Annotated in this window: 16 protein-coding genes and 2 tRNA genes; 13 read left to right on the top strand and 5 right to left on the bottom strand. The window is 45.8% G+C overall.

The features are described from left to right. Positions 1-10: 10 nt before the first annotated feature. On the top strand, positions 11-370 hold the full coding sequence (locus ACINWC323_RS12970) for a RidA family protein (protein ID WP_004773310.1): 360 nt from the start codon (positions 11-13) through the stop codon (positions 368-370). A gap of 194 nt (positions 371-564) precedes the next feature. Then, complete coding sequence (locus ACINWC323_RS12975; protein WP_009510496.1) at positions 565-2,001, top strand: amino acid permease; 1,437 nt, start codon at positions 565-567, stop codon at positions 1,999-2,001. A gap of 67 nt (positions 2,002-2,068) precedes the next feature. Here ACINWC323_RS12975 and ACINWC323_RS12980 read toward each other — a convergent pair whose 3' ends face one another. Next, complete coding sequence (locus ACINWC323_RS12980) at positions 2,069-2,950, bottom strand: LysR family transcriptional regulator (RefSeq protein ID WP_005228339.1); 882 nt, start codon at positions 2,948-2,950, stop codon at positions 2,069-2,071. Between the two features lie 165 nt (positions 2,951-3,115). Between ACINWC323_RS12980 and ACINWC323_RS12985 the strand changes: the two genes are divergently transcribed. From ACINWC323_RS12985 to ACINWC323_RS13020, 8 genes are all read left to right on the top strand, one after another. Continuing rightward, on the top strand, positions 3,116-4,633 hold the full coding sequence (locus tag ACINWC323_RS12985) for a CoA-acylating methylmalonate-semialdehyde dehydrogenase (protein WP_009510405.1): 1,518 nt from the start codon (positions 3,116-3,118) through the stop codon (positions 4,631-4,633). Positions 4,634-4,644: 11 nt separating this feature from the next. After that, the gene (mmsB, locus tag ACINWC323_RS12990) at positions 4,645-5,535 is read left to right on the top strand and encodes a 3-hydroxyisobutyrate dehydrogenase (protein ID WP_009510343.1); all 891 of its coding nucleotides are present in this window, start codon (positions 4,645-4,647) and stop codon (positions 5,533-5,535) included. A gap of 81 nt (positions 5,536-5,616) precedes the next feature. Then, the gene (locus tag ACINWC323_RS12995) at positions 5,617-7,266 is read left to right on the top strand and encodes an AMP-binding protein (protein WP_009510484.1); all 1,650 of its coding nucleotides are present in this window, start codon (positions 5,617-5,619) and stop codon (positions 7,264-7,266) included. A 10-nt stretch (positions 7,267-7,276) separates the two neighbouring features. Next, positions 7,277-8,404, top strand: a complete 1,128-nt coding sequence (locus ACINWC323_RS13000) for an acyl-CoA dehydrogenase family protein (protein ID WP_009510504.1) — start codon at positions 7,277-7,279, stop codon at positions 8,402-8,404. A gap of 21 nt (positions 8,405-8,425) precedes the next feature. Further along, complete coding sequence (locus ACINWC323_RS13005) at positions 8,426-9,199, top strand: enoyl-CoA hydratase (RefSeq protein ID WP_009510510.1); 774 nt, start codon at positions 8,426-8,428, stop codon at positions 9,197-9,199. 12 nt (positions 9,200-9,211) lie between these two features. Next, the gene (locus tag ACINWC323_RS13010) at positions 9,212-10,237 is read left to right on the top strand and encodes an enoyl-CoA hydratase/isomerase family protein (protein ID WP_009510386.1); all 1,026 of its coding nucleotides are present in this window, start codon (positions 9,212-9,214) and stop codon (positions 10,235-10,237) included. A gap of 121 nt (positions 10,238-10,358) precedes the next feature. Continuing rightward, entirely contained in the window at positions 10,359-11,717 is a 1,359-nt protein-coding gene (locus ACINWC323_RS13015; RefSeq protein WP_009510402.1) for an MFS transporter, read from the top strand. Positions 11,718-11,930: 213 nt separating this feature from the next. Further along, positions 11,931-12,302 (top strand): rhodanese-like domain-containing protein, encoded by a 372-nt coding sequence (locus ACINWC323_RS13020; protein WP_009510392.1) that lies wholly within the window; start codon positions 11,931-11,933, stop codon positions 12,300-12,302. Between the two features lie 297 nt (positions 12,303-12,599). On the opposite strand, the gene ACINWC323_RS13025 is transcribed toward ACINWC323_RS13020, so the two are convergent. From ACINWC323_RS13025 to ACINWC323_RS13035, 4 genes are all read right to left on the bottom strand, one after another. Further along, the gene (locus ACINWC323_RS13025; protein ID WP_009510396.1) at positions 12,600-13,040 is read right to left on the bottom strand and encodes a hypothetical protein; all 441 of its coding nucleotides are present in this window, start codon (positions 13,038-13,040) and stop codon (positions 12,600-12,602) included. Between the two features lie 255 nt (positions 13,041-13,295). Continuing rightward, the gene (locus tag ACINWC323_RS0118875) at positions 13,296-13,601 is read right to left on the bottom strand and encodes a hypothetical protein (RefSeq protein WP_150956799.1); all 306 of its coding nucleotides are present in this window, start codon (positions 13,599-13,601) and stop codon (positions 13,296-13,298) included. Positions 13,602-14,162: 561 nt separating this feature from the next. Next, positions 14,163-14,238 (bottom strand) — tRNA-Gly (locus ACINWC323_RS13030). Positions 14,239-14,283: 45 nt separating this feature from the next. Then, positions 14,284-14,359: transfer RNA gene (locus ACINWC323_RS13035), tRNA-Gly, on the bottom strand. A 189-nt stretch (positions 14,360-14,548) separates the two neighbouring features. Between ACINWC323_RS13035 and ACINWC323_RS13040 the strand changes: the two genes are divergently transcribed. From ACINWC323_RS13040 to ACINWC323_RS13050, 3 genes are all read left to right on the top strand, one after another. Continuing rightward, a complete protein-coding gene (locus ACINWC323_RS13040) occupies positions 14,549-14,857 on the top strand; it encodes a BolA family protein (RefSeq protein ID WP_005228347.1) in 309 nt (102 codons plus the stop codon). A 9-nt stretch (positions 14,858-14,866) separates the two neighbouring features. After that, positions 14,867-15,259: a SirB2 family protein gene (locus ACINWC323_RS13045; RefSeq protein WP_009510358.1), complete on the top strand. Its 393-nt coding sequence runs from the start codon at positions 14,867-14,869 to the stop codon at positions 15,257-15,259. 82 nt (positions 15,260-15,341) lie between these two features. Beyond that, complete coding sequence (locus ACINWC323_RS13050) at positions 15,342-16,184, top strand: ParA family protein (protein ID WP_005281283.1); 843 nt, start codon at positions 15,342-15,344, stop codon at positions 16,182-16,184.

Raw genomic sequence — 16,184 nt, 5'->3', positions numbered from 1 at the left:
GGAAATAATCATGTCAAATTCAGATATTCAAAAGATCAACACCAACGAAGTCATGAGTGCGGTAACGGTATTCAATAAAGTGGTGTATTTGTCCGGTCAGGTGCCTAAAAATGCCGATCTGGATATTGAAGGACAAACCCGTGAAGTGCTTGCCACCATCGAGCAATTACTGGCTTCAGCAGGAACCGATAAATCACGCTTGCTCTCTGCGCAACTGTTTTTAAAGGATCTTTCAGATTTTCCTGTGGTCAACACCATCTGGATTGACTGGTTAAAAGGTCATGTTGCGCCTTCACGTGCCACCATTCAGGCAGATCTGGTCAATCCAAAGTGGTTGATCGAAATTGCGGTTGTTGCAGCACAAAAATAAAGCGATCTGCTTTATTTTTGCTTAAAAAATATAAAAAAAGAAGAAAAGTAACGTATTTGCAGTAGATAAAACGTAGTGAGATACGTATTTTCTTGCAATTAAAAATGAGTCAGCCCGCAGGAATGGACGGCTAGCAATAGCACAACAATAACAGGCTGGCTCATGAGGGAAACGTAAAAAAGGAACTTTTGGTTATGACGGTTACACATCAACAGTCAGAAGGCGAACAGTCGCCCCATGACTTGCAGCGCAAACTCTCCAATCGCCATTTGCAACTGATTGCAATTGGCGGTGCCATCGGTACGGGCCTGTTCATGGGCTCAGGAAAAACCATTTCACTGGCAGGCCCATCGATTCTGTTTATTTACATGATTATCGGCGGGATGTTCTTCTTTTTGATGCGAGCACTCGGTGAGTTATTGCTGGCAAATTTACACTATAAATCTTTTGTCGACATGGCGCATGACCTGATTGGCCCATGGGCCGGCTACTATATGGGCTGGACTTACTGGCTGGGATGGGTGCTGGTCGGAATCGCAGATCTGGCCGCCGTGATCAACTATTTAACCTTCTGGCTGCCCGAAGGCACCATGTTTACCCCGATCGGGCAGGCCGCCATCAGTGCCGGTTGTGTGCTGTTTGTGTTGTTCCTGAATCTGCTGACGGTGCGTCTGTTTGGCGAAATTGAATTCTGGTTTGCCCTGATCAAGATTCTGGCGATCCTCGGGCTGATTGGTGTCGGCGGTTATATGATCTTTAGCCATTTCCATGCTCCACATGGCGCGGTGGCATCGCTCAGTAATGTCTGGTCGCATGGCGGGATGTTCCCTAAAGGACTAGATGGTTTCTTGGCGGGCTTCCAGATCGCAGTCTTTGCCTTTGTCGGGGTAGAGCTGATTGGGACCACAGCGGCAGAAACCAAAGATCCGCATAAGAACCTGCCAAAAGCGATTAATGCCATTCCGATCCGGATTATCCTGTTTTATGTACTGGCTTTACTGGTGGTAATGTCGGTCACGCCATGGAACATTATCCGTGCCGACAAGAGTCCGTTTGTGGAATTATTCATGAATGCAGGGATTGTCACCTCGGCTATTATCATGAATCTGGTGGTGCTATCTTCGGTGATGTCATCGATGAACAGTGGTGTATTCTCGACCAGCCGTATGCTGTTTGGCCTGTCTAAAGATGGTCAGGCACCGAATGCATTTGCACGATTATCCAAAAGTGCCGTACCTGCCAATGGTCTGATCTTTTCCTGTGTGTTCATCATGGGTGGGGCAGTACTGCAATACTTTGTACCGAATACTCTTGAAGCCTTTACCTTGGCGAGTTCATTGTGTGTCATTCTGTTCATCAGTGTCTGGAGTCTGATTATGGTGTGCTATATCCGCTACCGTAAGTTACGCCCGGAACTGCATACGCAGTCGAAGTTTAAAATGCCGGGTGGTGTCTTCATGTCTTATATGGTGATTGCCTTCTTGCTATTTGCACTGGTGATTTTGGCATTGGAACCAGATACCTTAAAAGCACTGTATGTCAGTCCGTTATGGGTGATTTTGTTGGCGGTGACCTATCAGTTGCTGTATAAGCCAAGAATGAAAAAACTCGGTCGTGAACTGGTGCAATAAATCCTGCCGAGTGGATGAAAGCCGATCTATAGTGATCGGCTTTTTTTTATGCTCTGGTTAAATTGGTCTAGTCCACCAGTAGCTGTTGGTATTGATCTGCCTGCTGTCGTAAATAATCCCAGACCAGTTTGATGCGCGGATCATGTTGTAGATCAACAAAAGTCAGCATCCAGAAGGTATGGGTAAAGCGCACCTGTTGTTGCAATACCGCTTCAAGCTCAGGTTTATCATCGGCCAGAAACTTGGGCAAAATCGCCAGTCCTGCGCCTGCACTGACTGCAATCTGTTGCGCCAGAATACTGCTACTCCGGAAGTTGGCGCTCAATTTTAAGGGTAAGCGTTCCAGACAATACAGCTCCGGGCTATACACCAGATCATCAATATAATTGACGAAACGATGCTGGGTTAAATCATCCAGACCCCGAATCGGCGGGTTTTGGGCCAGATAGCGCTGGCTGCCATAAATTTTTAAACAATAATCGGAGAGTCGGGTAATGATATAAGGCCCCGAAGTTGGACGCTCAATCGAGACCACTATATCCGCTTCACGATGCGACAGCTTGATCATTTTCGGTACCGGAATCAGGTCGATGGTGAGCAACGGGTACTGGATCGAAAACTCTGCCAGCAAGCGGGCTAAAAACGCCGTACCAAAGCCTTCCGGTGTGCCAATTCGCACACGTCCTTGCAAAGGCTGATCGGGCTTTTCAATCTGCAGAAAAGCCTGTTCCATTTGTTCGACCCGTGGGACCAGTGCCATTCCTTCCAGCGTTAGCTCATAGCCTGTGGCTTCACGCTTAAACAGAGTGGTGCCTAAGGTCTGCTCCAAGGCCTGAATCCGTCTGGCGACTGTACTATGTTCGACACCTATCACGCGTGCTGCATTGGTCAAGGTCTTGGTTCTTGCCAAAACCAGAAAAAATTGTAGATGATCCCAATCCACTTTCATTGTTATTGTATTCCCTGTGCATATTTGCACAATAATCGTGCATGAATTTGCATTGGTGGTCAAAGCTTTCTTTGTTAGTCTCAGATAAAAGCCCAATCAGGAAAATACCACGCAAGTGTATTTCCGATGATTTAACACAATAAAAATACGACCTATGGAGAGGTTATGAATACAATCCAGAACATCCAGTTGGACACCGCCAAATTACTCATTAACGGCAATTTTATCGAGTCTGAAACCCAGCAATGGCAAGACATTGTCAACCCTGCGACGCAGCAAGTGATTGGTCGTGTACCCTTTGCAACGGCGCAGGAAGTTGATGCTGCGATCCAGGCTGCACAAGACGCTTTTGCTTCATGGCGTCAAACTCCGATCCAGGCACGTATGCGCATCATGCTGAAACTGCAAGAACTGATTCGTGCCAACATGAAAGAAATTGCACAGGTATTGACGGCGGAACAAGGTAAAACGCTGGCGGATGCGGAAGGTGATATTCAACGCGGTTTGGAGGTGGTTGAACATGCCTGTTCAGTCGGGACCTTGCAAATGGGAGAATACGTCGAAGGTGTAGCGCGTGGTGTCGATACTTATACCTTGCAGCAACCATTGGGCGTGTGCGCGGGCATTACCCCATTTAATTTCCCTGCCATGATTCCGTTGTGGATGTTCCCGATGGCGATCGTCTGTGGCAATACCTTTGTTTTAAAACCATCCGAACAAGATCCACTTTCGACCATGATGCTGGTAGAACTGGCGATTCAGGCCGGCATTCCAGCGGGTGTACTCAATGTCGTGCATGGCGGTAAAGAAGTGGTGGATCGCCTATGTACCCATCCTGATATTAAAGCGATTTCATTTGTCGGTTCGACTGCGGTCGGCACCCATGTCTATAACCTTGCAGGACAACATGGCAAACGTGTGCAGTCGATGATGGGCGCGAAAAACCATGTCGCGGTAATGCCTGATGCCAATAAAGAACAAACCCTGAATGCCTTGGTGGGTGCCGCTTTTGGTGCAGCAGGACAACGTTGTATGGCATTGTCAGTGGCGGTGATGGTCGGTGACAGCAAGCACTGGATTCCAGAACTGGTTGAAAAAGCCAAGACTTTAACAGTCAATGCAGGGCATGAGCCGAATACCGACATTGGCCCGGTTATTTCAAAACGTGCCAAAGCCCGTGTACTGGACTTGATCAATAGCGGGGTCGAGCAAGGCGCAGAACTGCTGCTTGATGGTCGTGAGGTTCAGGTGCAAGGTTATGAAGCAGGTAACTTTGTCGGGGCGACGATTTTTAGTGGCGTGAATACCCACATGCGCATTTATAAAGAGGAAATCTTTGGCCCTGTACTGTCGATTATCTGTGTTGATACGCTTGAACAAGCGATTGCGCTGATCAATGCCAATCCATTTGGTAATGGCGTGGGCTTATTCACGCAAAGTGGTGCGATTGCGCGTACTTTCCAGAACCTGATTGATATCGGTCAGGTGGGAATCAACATTCCAATTCCTGTGCCTGTACCATTCTTTAGTTTCACCGGTTCCCGTGGTTCAAAACTCGGTGATTTAGGACCTTATGGCAAACAGGCAGTGCAGTTCTATACCCAGACCAAAACCATTACCAGTCGCTGGTTTGAAGACAGCCACGAAGTTGGCGCTGTTAATACCACCATCAGTTTACGTTAAGGGGAGCACGGATGAATATCGCCTTTATCGGTCTAGGTAATATGGGCGGCAGAATGGCCCAAAACCTGCTTAAAGCCGGACTCACCGTCTATGGTTATGACCTCAGCGACGTGGCCATTCAGCACTTTGCCGAGGCGGGTGGTGTGGTTTGCGACAGCCCGCAGGCAGCGGCGAAACAAGCCGACGTGGTGATTAGCATGTTACCTGCGGCAAAGCATGTCAAAGACGTTTACTTAGGTGACAATGGGGTTCTGGACGTGCTAAAAGCAGGTAGCTTATGCATTGACAGCAGTACCATTGACCCGCAAACCATCAAGGACATTGCCGCAGTTGCGCAAGCTAAAAACATTCATATTTGCGATGCGCCTGTTTCAGGCGGCACCATTGGCGCACAAGCCGGTACGCTGACCTTTATGGTCGGTGCCAATGATCAGACCTTTGATGAAGTGAAACCGGTACTCGGTCACATGGGCAAAAACGTGGTGCATTGTGGCGATGTCGGCGCAGGTCAGATTGCCAAAATCTGCAATAACCTGATTCTCGGGATTTCCATGGCGGCGGTGGCCGAAGGCATGGCACTCGGTGCCAAACTCGGTATTGATCCACAAGCCTTGGCAGGCGTGATCAACACCTCAAGCGGTCGTTGCTGGAGCTCGGAAGTCTGTAACCCATGGCCACATATCAGTGAAAATGCCCCTGCTTCACGGGGCTATCAGGATGGTTTTGCCACCCAGTTGATGCTGAAAGACTTGGGTCTCGCAGTTGAAGCCGCAGGGCAGGTCAAGCAGCCTGTGGTATTAGGCGGAATGGTGCAGCAGCTATATCAGCAAATGTGCATGCGTGGCCATGCGGATCTCGATTTTTCCAGCATTATCCAGCAATACCTGCCGCCCGAGGCATAAAAACGAAAGCCCAAGGACGGCTTTTATTCAGAAATTAAACCCTGTCATGAATAACAATGAATCCAGACTGAGGGAACACAGATGTTGAATTATAAAGAGACGGTTCAGGCTTTCGATCTGGAAAGCACTGCAAAACAGATGTTATCCGGTTCAATGCAGGCACTGAATGCCTGTTATGAATGTTGTGACCGACATGCGCAAGGCGACAAAATCGCGTTGTACTGGCAAGGTAAAGACGGTCGAAAAGAACAATATACCTTTCGCCAGTTACAGCAATGGTCGAGTCAATTTGCCAACTTTTTAAAGTCGCAAGGCGTGCAGGCGGGTGACCGTATTTCAGGTCTATTGCCGAGAACGCCTGAACTGCTGGTGACGATTTTCGCGGCTTGGCGTATTGGCGCTGTATATCAGCCCTTATTCACAGCCTTTGGGCCCAAGGCAATTGAGCATCGTCTGCAACTGGCACAAAGCAAGCTGGTGGTAACCGATGTGACGAACCGCAGCAAACTGGATGAGATTGCAGATTGTCCCGCAATTGTCACGGTTGCTGATCCACACGGTGCGCCGCTGAAGTCAGGTGACTTTAACTTTTGGGATGAAGTACAGCATCAACCAGAGCATTGTGACTTGGTCATGCGAACCCTTCAAGATCCATTTTTATTGATGTTTACCTCAGGAACCACAGGACCCGCCAAACCTTTAGAAGTACCGTTAAAGGCCTTGCTGGCGTTTGCTCGCTATATGCAAGATGCGGTTGGTTTAAGGGAAGAGGATTCCTTCTGGAATATTGCCGATCCGGGTTGGGCTTATGGTTTGTACTATGCCATTACAGGGCCACTATTCTTGGGTCATGCCACCTTGTTCTATGAAGGCGGTTTTAGTACCGATAGCCTGTGCCAAATTGTGAAAGATTATAAAATTAACAACTTGGCGGGTGCACCCACAGCTTATCGCATGATGATGGCGGCTGATCCGGCACAGATGGCGCCGTTAAAAGGCCAGTTCCGTGTGGTCAGCAGTGCAGGGGAACCGCTCAATCCTGAAGTGATTCGCTGGTTTAAGCAGGTGCTGGATGCCCCGATTTATGATCATTATGGGCAAACCGAAGTCGGTATGGTGGTGTGTAATCATCATGGTTTAAGTCATAGCATTCGTGCAGGTTCAGCCGGTTTTGCCAGCGCAGGTTATCGCGTTGCCGTGGTCAATGAACAGGGCGAGGAACTACCTGCAGATACGCCAGGGATTCTGGCCGTGGATATCAGCCAGTCGCCGATGATGTGGTTTGGCGGCTATAAGGAAAGTCGTAAATCGCCGTTTGTCGGGCACTACTATCTCACAGGTGATACCGCCGAGTTACATGCCGATGGCAGCATGAGCTTTGTCGGGCGTAGTGACGATGTGATCACCACCTCAGGCTACCGGATCGGGCCGTTTGATGTAGAAAGTGCCTTGCTGGAGCATGATGCGGTGGTTGAAGCAGCAGTCATCGGCGTGCCCGATCCGGACCGTACCGAAGTAGTGAAGGCTTTCGTGATTCTGGCGGCGGGGATACAACCTCTGGAGCAATTGGCGGAAGAGTTGAGCCAGTTTGTGAAAAAACGCTTATCAGCACATGCCTATCCACGACTGGTCGAGTTCGTGACTGAACTGCCGAAAACACCAAGTGGCAAGATTCAGCGCTTTTTATTACGTAATCAGGAAATTGCCAAACAGCAAGCAAAGGCAGGGTAAGGAAGACAAGATGCAATTGACCGAAGAACAAGTCTTAATACGTGATATGGCGAAAAGTTTCGCCCAAGAACAGCTTAAACCCAATGCCAGTGATTGGGATCGAGATGGCACATTTCCCAAAGATGCCCTTGCACAAATGGGGCAGCTCGGTTTTATGGGCATGCTGATCCCAGAGCAATGGGGCGGTTCTGACACAGGTAATTTGGCCTATGTATTGGCGCTTGAAGAAGTCGCTGCAGCAGATGGTGCGACCTCAACCATTATGAGTGTCCATAACTCGGTGGGCTGTGTGCCGATTTTAAAATTTGGTAGCGATGAACAGAAAGAACGCTTTTTAAAACCCTTGGCACAAGGTGAAATGATCGGTGCTTTTGCCTTAACTGAACCGCATACAGGTTCAGATGCCGCAGCCATTAAAACCCGCGCGGTGAAAGATGGTGATGACTATATTCTGAATGGCGCCAAACAATTTATTACCTCGGGTGATAACGCAGGCGTGATTATTGTGTTTGCAGTGACTGATCCGAGCGCCGGTAAAAAGGGCATTAGCGCTTTCCTCGTGCCACGTGAGACGCCGGGTTATGAAGTGATTCGGGTTGAAGAAAAACTCGGCCTGCATGCCTCTGATACCTGCCAGATTGCCCTGACGGATGTGCGTATTCATAAAAGCCTGATGCTGGGTAAAGAGGGTGAAGGTTTAAAAATCGCGCTGGCCAATCTGGAAGGGGGGCGTATTGGTATTGCCGCACAGGCCGTCGGTCTGGCACGGGCGGCGCTGGAAGAAGCTACGCGCTACGCCAAAGAACGATTAACCTTTGGTAAACCGATCTTTGAGCATCAGGCGCTGGCATTCCGTCTTGCCAGTATGGCGACCGAAATCGAAGCGGCACGACAGCTGGTGCACTACGCTGCACGACTCAAAGAAGCAGGGCAACCCTGTCTCAATGAAGCGTCAATGGCCAAGCTGTTCGCTTCGGAAATGACCGAACGGGTCTGTTCAAATGCATTACAGGTATTTGGTGGCTACGGCTATCTAAAAGACTTCCCGATTGAGCGGATCTACCGTGATGCGCGTATTTGTCAGATTTATGAAGGCACCAGCGATATCCAGCGTTTAGTGATCGCACGTAGTCTATAAAAGCAAAGCAAGGAATCAAGCATGCAGTGGAACAGTATTTTATTAGAAAAGCGTCATGGGGTTGGGCTGATTACCCTGAACCGTCCGCAAGCCTTGAATGCGCTGAATAGTGAATTGATTAGTGAAATCAATCAGGCCTTAGACCAACTCGAAAAAGATCGTGAGATTGGCTGCATGGTATTGGCAGGTTCTGAAAAGGCTTTTGCCGCAGGTGCCGATATTAAGGAAATGGCTGATCTGGCATTTCCAGATATCTACTTCGACGACTTTTTCCATCTGGCAGATCGAATCGCGCAACGCCGTAAACCGCTTATCGCAGCAGTGAGCGGCTATGCTCTGGGTGGTGGTTGTGAACTGGCACTGATGTGTGACTTTATCTATTGTGCTGACAATGCCAAGTTTGGTTTACCCGAAGTGACTTTAGGTGTCATACCGGGCATTGGTGGTACACAGCGTTTAACCCATGCGATTGGGAAAGCCAAAGCCATGGAAATGTGCTTTACAGCACGGCAAATGGGTGCAGTAGAGGCAGAGCAAAGTGGTTTGGTGGCACGTGTATTTAGCAAAGAACAATTACTAGAACAGACCCTACAAGCCGCAGAAAAAATTGCAGCGCGTTCTTTAACCGCCAACATGATGCTGAAAGAAACCATCAATCGAGCCTTCGAGGTCAATCTCACGGAAGGTCTGCGTTTTGAGCGCCGTATGTTCCATTCGATTTTTGCGACCTTAGATCAAAAAGAGGGTATGCAGGCCTTTGTGGAAAAACGGCAGGCAAACTTTAAAAATCAATAAGGGATCAAGAAAATGAATACAGAAAATCACTTAATGATTGAGCAACAAGGTAGCTTAGGCGTCATCAGTCTGGATCGGGTCAAGCATTTGAATGCGTTATCGCTCGATATGATTGAAGGCATCTGCACACAACTGGAGCTGTGGCGCAATGATGCTGCCATTCAGGCGGTTTTGTTCAAATCGAATAGTCCCAAAGCCTTTTGTGCGGGTGGCGATATCCGTTATCTGTATGACAGTTATAAGAATGCAACCGCTGATTATAAAGGCTATTTCAGTGCCGAATATACCATGCTCAATCTGCTACGCGAATATCCAAAGCCCGTGATGGTCCTCCTCGATGGCTATGTACTGGGTGGCGGTTTTGGCTTGGCTCAAGCGTGTCATATTGTGGTGAGTAGTGAAAAGTCCAGATTCGCCATGCCTGAAACCGCGATTGGCTTTTTCCCTGATGTTGGCGCAACCCATTTTCTGTCTCGGCTGGATGATATCGGCGTGTATATGGCGATTACCGGAGAGCAGATCAGCAGCAGCGATGCGCTCTATCTTGATCTGATCGATTACCATGTGCCGAGTGAGCAATTGTCTGCCTTACAGGCGGCATTGATTGCAGCGCCAAACCTGAGCAAAGCCAATATTGAACAGATCATTGCCCGTTTTATTACCCGTCCTGCTGAAAGTGAACTCCAGCAATTGGTCGAGCCGATCCGTAAGCATTTCGGTTTTCAGCATCTGGATGAGATTGAGCACAGCCTTGCACATGAACAGGAGGAAACGTTCAAAGCATGGGCCAGCAAGCTGCTGGAGATTTTGCAGCAACGTTCCTTTATCGCCAAGCAAACCAGCCTGAAATTACAATATCTGGGCCGTGGACTGTCTTTGCAGCAGTGTATGCAACTGGAACGGGATTTACAGGATATCTGGTTTGAGCATGGTGATTTTATTGAAGGGGTACGTGCCTTAATTGTAGATAAAGACAAACAGCCCAAATGGCAACAGCGGAATCCAGAGCTGGAACAGATTCTGGAAAAACTGAGCTAAATACACTTTCCCTTATATCTACAAACCTCAAGGAGTATCAACCCTCTGAACATGCTGATGATCAGGATTGAGCATCAGCACAAAAATATAAAACAAGAATATCCAAGCAAGGAAAATGACGATGCAAACAATACATGGAAACTGTTCATCTCCTAACAAGTCATCTCATCGACTGGCAGGTATCTCCAGTATGGTGGGGACCACCATTGAGTGGTATGACTTTTTTATTTACGGCGCAGCAGCCGCCTTAATTTTCAATAAATTATTTTTCCCCAATCTTGACCCGTTGACGGGCGTACTCGCTGCCTTTGCGACCTATGCTGTGGGATTTATTGGGCGACCACTCGGTGGACTGGTATTTGGCCATTTTGGTGACAAGATTGGCCGCAAATCGATGCTGTTGCTGACCCTGATGCTGATGGGAATCCCCACCGTGCTGATTGGTCTGTTACCGACCTATGAATCAATTGGTTACTGGGCTGCCATTGGCTTGGTGATCTTGCGCTTTATCCAAGGGATGGCGATGGGTGGTGAGTGGGGCGGTGCCGTGCTCATGGCTGTTGAACATGCGCCAGAGGGCAAAAAAGGATTCTGGGGTAGTCTTCCTCAGGCCAGTACGGGCGGCGGGCTGATGCTGGCTTCGATTGCCTTGGGACTGGTGTCTTTATTGCCTGAACAGGCCCTGTTTAGCTGGGGCTGGCGGATTCCCTTCCTGGCGAGCATTATTTTACTGGTAGTCGGTTGGTACATCCGGGTGAAGGTGCCGGAGTCGCCAGATTTTGAAAAAGTCAAACAACAGGCTGAAGCAGTTAAAGTGCCGGCCTTACAGGTATTCAAGCAGCATCCCAAGCAATTGATCAGCATTATTGTGGCACGTGCGGCAGAGAATGCATGGTTTTATATTGCCTCTACCTTTACCTTGGCCTATACCACCACACAACTGGGCATTGCCAGACAGGAAATTTTATTTGCTACCATTTGCGGTGCCGCCGTGATTATGGTGATGACGCCGTTATGTGGACATCTGTCTGATAAGGTTGGGCAGCGCAATATGTTCATGTTTGGTCTGTGTGTGCTGGCATTGTATTGTTATCCCTTCTTTAGCATGCTCAATAGCAAAGACCCGGTGCTGGTGTGGACGGCAATTGTATTGGCAATCGGTGTGGTCTTTCCGCTCATGTATGCACCGCAGGCACAATTGTTTGCACGGCAGTTTCCCGCAGAGATCCGTTATAGCGGTATCTCGATTTCGGTCCAGCTGGCAGGCGTCGTCGGTGGTGGTCTTGCACCGCTGATTGCGACCAAACTATTAAGCGTTGGTGGCGGCAGTCCTCATCTGATTATGATGTATATTGGCTGTATGGCGGTGATCGCGATTATCTCGACCACTTTTATGCCGCGGGATGGACTGCTGGCGGGGATGCAAACTGAGCGCAAGCAGACTATGAATGTGCCAACCAAGGCCACAGAATCGTCTTAGTGAAAAGAAATGAATCTGAAAAGGTGTTTCTCATCATTGGAAGCACCTTTTTGTTTGAAAGATTTAAAAGGTTCCACGTGGAGCATCAAATATTTAGATATAAAAAGTGGGTTGATTTTTAAGCTTTGTTGCAAAGTGTATTTATTGGAGCTTATTTAAATTGAAATGCGCTAGTATTTTGAGTAAGTCCATAACACAGGAAGAATGATCAGAATGAATACGGTTGCTGAATGGGTTAAACAGGCAAAATCAGAGATTGAAAATCTAAGCCCAGATCAAGTTGAACAAGAGTTGGCCTCAGGACAGGCAATTCTGGTTGATGTGCGAGACGCAGAAGAGCGTGTTGTTGGAACAATACCAAGCGCGTTGCATATCACTCGTGGCACTCTAGAATTCGCTGCTGATCCGGGTAGTCCGATGTATCGGTCTGAATTACAACCGAATACCAGAACCATTCTACATTGTGCAGGTGGTGGATGTTCGGCCTTAGCGGTGAAGACTTTACAGGCTCTGGGCTATCGTAATGTAGCGCATTTAGAGGGTGGTTTTAAAGCATGGGTCGAGGCGAATAAACCCGTGCTTTAATGAGTGTATAGGAGACATCAGCTAAAAGGGATTTGATTGATTTTCAGAAACAAGCAGATGACATTCCAGATCAGTTCAAAGCGGAAAAGATAATGAGTTTGCAAGTAGAAATCAAAGGTAATAGATAATTACCCACTTCGACTGGTATAACAAGTTTTTGACTGGCCAATATAATTTAATAAAGAAATGAGGCAGAAAGTTATGGAAAATTTTTTCAAATGATAGCGATCTATCATGGCTATTTACAGATTTAGCAAAGAACCATGAAAAAGTAGCCTAAGTCGTAGACTCATATGCTTAAAGTTTACAAGTCGCCTTATCAACGGATTTGGTAAACAACAATTTCCCATTTTTATCTATATACTTGTAGTCAATAACAACACCTAATACGACATAAGCTCTATAGAACTCACAGTTATCAGTCTGTTGAGCTAAAGTGTAGTATTTTTCAGGATGTTGAACATCAATTTCATTTACTGTTTTATAGATTGCTTGATAAGTATACGTTAGATGCAATTTATCCTGTTTAATATTTACTAAATTAAGATCCGGGTTAACTTGATAAGGAATTTTAGCCTTCTCTATGGCAATTGTTTCCGTAATATTTTTTTCTATAAGCGCTTTAGCATTCAGAACGTCCATATAAAATTTTACAGCTAGTCCAATGAAAATTACAGAAGCAGCTAGAATAACGATTGCTTTGAAAGAAAAATTTTTTTGTTTTAAAGTGGTATTCATTTTTTATCTTGGTAAGCTGTTGATATTAATGGATATAAATAGGGTTGAATTTGACAATATGGGGGTGTTTGTATGCATCTATTTCATAAGAATGTTAACTAGAAATAATAAAAGAGAAATAAGGCTTAGATGAATTTATTTCACTCTTCCGTATACCGCCGCATTCGATCAAGAATCAGCAATACAAATTGCTTTTAACTTGCCTAAGTAAGATGTCATTTAATATACCTTAGCTCGTATTAAAGAGATTGAATGTTAAACAACTGTTTTTTTAATACGGTGAATTAAATAATGAATAAGAGCACCAAATTGGAGTGTTATTAGCATAGAAAAAAAGCTAAAAAAGATACTCGTAATGTCTTTATTTCCTCTTACACTACTAGATAGCACTAGAATGAGTGAAAGAATGAGTGAGACATAAAGAGAATTTTTATATTTATTTTCAGTTGCTTTAGCTGTGAAAATATAGCCTGAAATAATGAGTGCGAATACTCCAAATAAAGCGATGAATAAAGGATTCATTGTGTGGAGAGTATAGCTTGCAGTTAAAGCAATTAACATCGTTATCGTGCATACAGCTAAGAGTATAGCGAAACAATAGAAAAAATATTTTATAGTCATATTTAGTTTTCTATAAACTTTGAATTTAATAATTATAAGCAAAAAATTAAAGAAAATGAATATAAATAACAGATATATTGAACCGCAAGAAATTTTAACAGATACTGTGTTAAGTGCAGTTAATAATACCTCTTAAAGCTGTAGATGAATACAGAATTGAATGTGAAGAGGTTGGCGGTATAAAAACAGTCTATGATAGTTCATGTAAAGCTTAGTTAAGACTTCATTATGCTATAGAAATTATAGCTTCCCGCTAACCTGCCATAAAGTAAGCTTCAATTAGAGTCTCCATACTGACTAGCCACATAAAAACGAATTAAGAATTGAATATCAATAATATAAAAATAGGTAATATAGAAGAATAGAAGGCAGAATTCTGAATACAGCAATACTAGATATAGTTGACTTTGTCGAAGGTGCTGACATAACAATTGTGACAAAGAAACTGAAAATGATTGTGCAGAAAAAAGCCCTCATCTTTCGATAAGGGCCTTTTAAATTTGGAGCGGGAAACGAGACTCGAACTCGCGACCCCAACCTTGGCAAGGTTATGCTCTACCAACTGAGCTATTCCCGCATATTGAGCAGTTTTTACTAAAACTTACACTTAAAAAAACCAATCTGGAGCGGGAAACGAGACTCGAACTCGCGACCCCAACCTTGGCAAGGTTATGCTCTACCAACTGAGCTATTCCCGCGTGCCAGCTATAATACATTAAGCAAAATAAGGGTCAATAACTTTATGCAAAGAAATTGTTTAATTGCATAAAATAAAAGCATTTTCATTCAAAAGTAGCCTAAAAAGCAAAAAAATGGATAAAAGTTTCGCTTCAAGAGAGGTCATGTATACTAATGAACTATCTCAATCTGACCGGACAGCCTGACTCATGAATTTAGAACAACAGTTGATTGAACGTTTACAAACACTGGCACCCACTCATCTCGAAGTGATTAATGAGTCAGCAGGACATGGTGGTTATTTCCCAGGGAAAGAATCACATTTTAAAGTGATTGTGGTCAGTGATGAATTCCAAGGCTTACGTCTGGTACAGCGTCATCAAAAGATTTATGCCGTTGCTGCCGAGCTAATGAGCCCGGGTCGTATCCATGCGCTGGCGATTCATGCCTATATCCCGAGTGAATGGCAAGGTGAAGCACCTGCCAGTCCTGACTGTGCACATGCACCAAAAGCTTAAGGACGGATCATGGACCTACATCTCATCACGAAAATGCTGCATCTGCTTGCAATGAGCCTGTTGATTATTGCTTTTGTATTACGCGGTTCGACCTTATTTGTGGGTATACAGGATCAGCAGCCTAATCTAAAGGCCCGTAAAGCGATGGTTGGCTTACAGCATTTATCGTTGACCCTGATTATTGTTACGGGTGTGATCTTGCTGGCGATGAAGAACTTTGATGTACAGCCGTGGTTCTATGCCAAAGTGATCCTGTTCTTTGTGCTGTGGTCGTCATTGATTAAAACCTATAAGCAAGACAGCAGTATCTTGCTGGAACAACGCCGTGCAGGGTTGCTGATTGGTACAGTGGCCCTAGTCGGAATTCTCGGTCTTGTGATGATTAAACCAGTTTTTGCCTGATTGTTGGACATTGTATTTAGAAATTGTTTTTGCACTAGGTTAAACTGCGTGCAGTTTAAAAAAAACAGGGTAGAGGGAAATCATGTTAACGCGTGTGGTGTTTAACCAGAAAGGTGGTGTGGGGAAATCGAGTATTACTGTTAATCTGGCTGCAATTAGTGCAAAACAGGGCCTGAGAACACTGGTCATTGATCTTGATCCACAAGCAAACTCAAGCCAGTACTTGTTAGGTGAGGATGCGACCTATTCGGCGGACAAAGCCGCGTTAGAACCCAATATTGAAAATTTCTTTGATGATGTTTTAGGCCAGACCCAGCAAAAAGGGCTGATTGGCAATGCCATTGGTTCGATTTTAAAAGCACCTCGTGGCAAGGGGCTGGACAGCTATGTGCATCGCTCATCATTCGAGAATCTGGATGTCATTCCGGCCAGCCCAAGTCTGGGTAGCTTAGAGCATGCACTGGAAAGTAAACACAAAATCTATAAATTGCGTGATTCGATTCAGTCACTCAGCGCACGCTATGACCGGATCTTTATTGATACGCCGCCTGCCTTTAACTTCTTTACCTTATCTGCGCTGATCTCAGCAGACCGGGTGCTGATTCCATTTGATTGTGATGTGTTCTCCAAGCGTGCGTTACAAACTTTGATTGAAAATGTGCTCGAAACCCAAGATGATCATAATGATCGCCTTGAGATTGAGGGAATTGTGGTCAACCAGTTCCAGTCTCAGGCAAAGTTACCTCGAGAAGTGGTTCAACAACTCAAAGATGAAGGTTTGCCTGTGCTGGATAGCATGTTGCCGCCATCGATCTTGATGAAAGAATCGCATCAAAAGAATTTACCATTGGTTCATCTGGCATCTGAACACAAGTTGACGCTTGCGTATGTCACCCTGTTCAATGAGATTGAATCGAAGCAATAA

Origin of the sequence: Acinetobacter sp. WC-323, from assembly GCF_000314615.1 — a bacterium.
Taxonomy (GTDB): domain Bacteria; phylum Pseudomonadota; class Gammaproteobacteria; order Pseudomonadales; family Moraxellaceae; genus Acinetobacter; species Acinetobacter courvalinii.
This window is presented reverse-complemented; position numbering and strand designations above follow the sequence as displayed.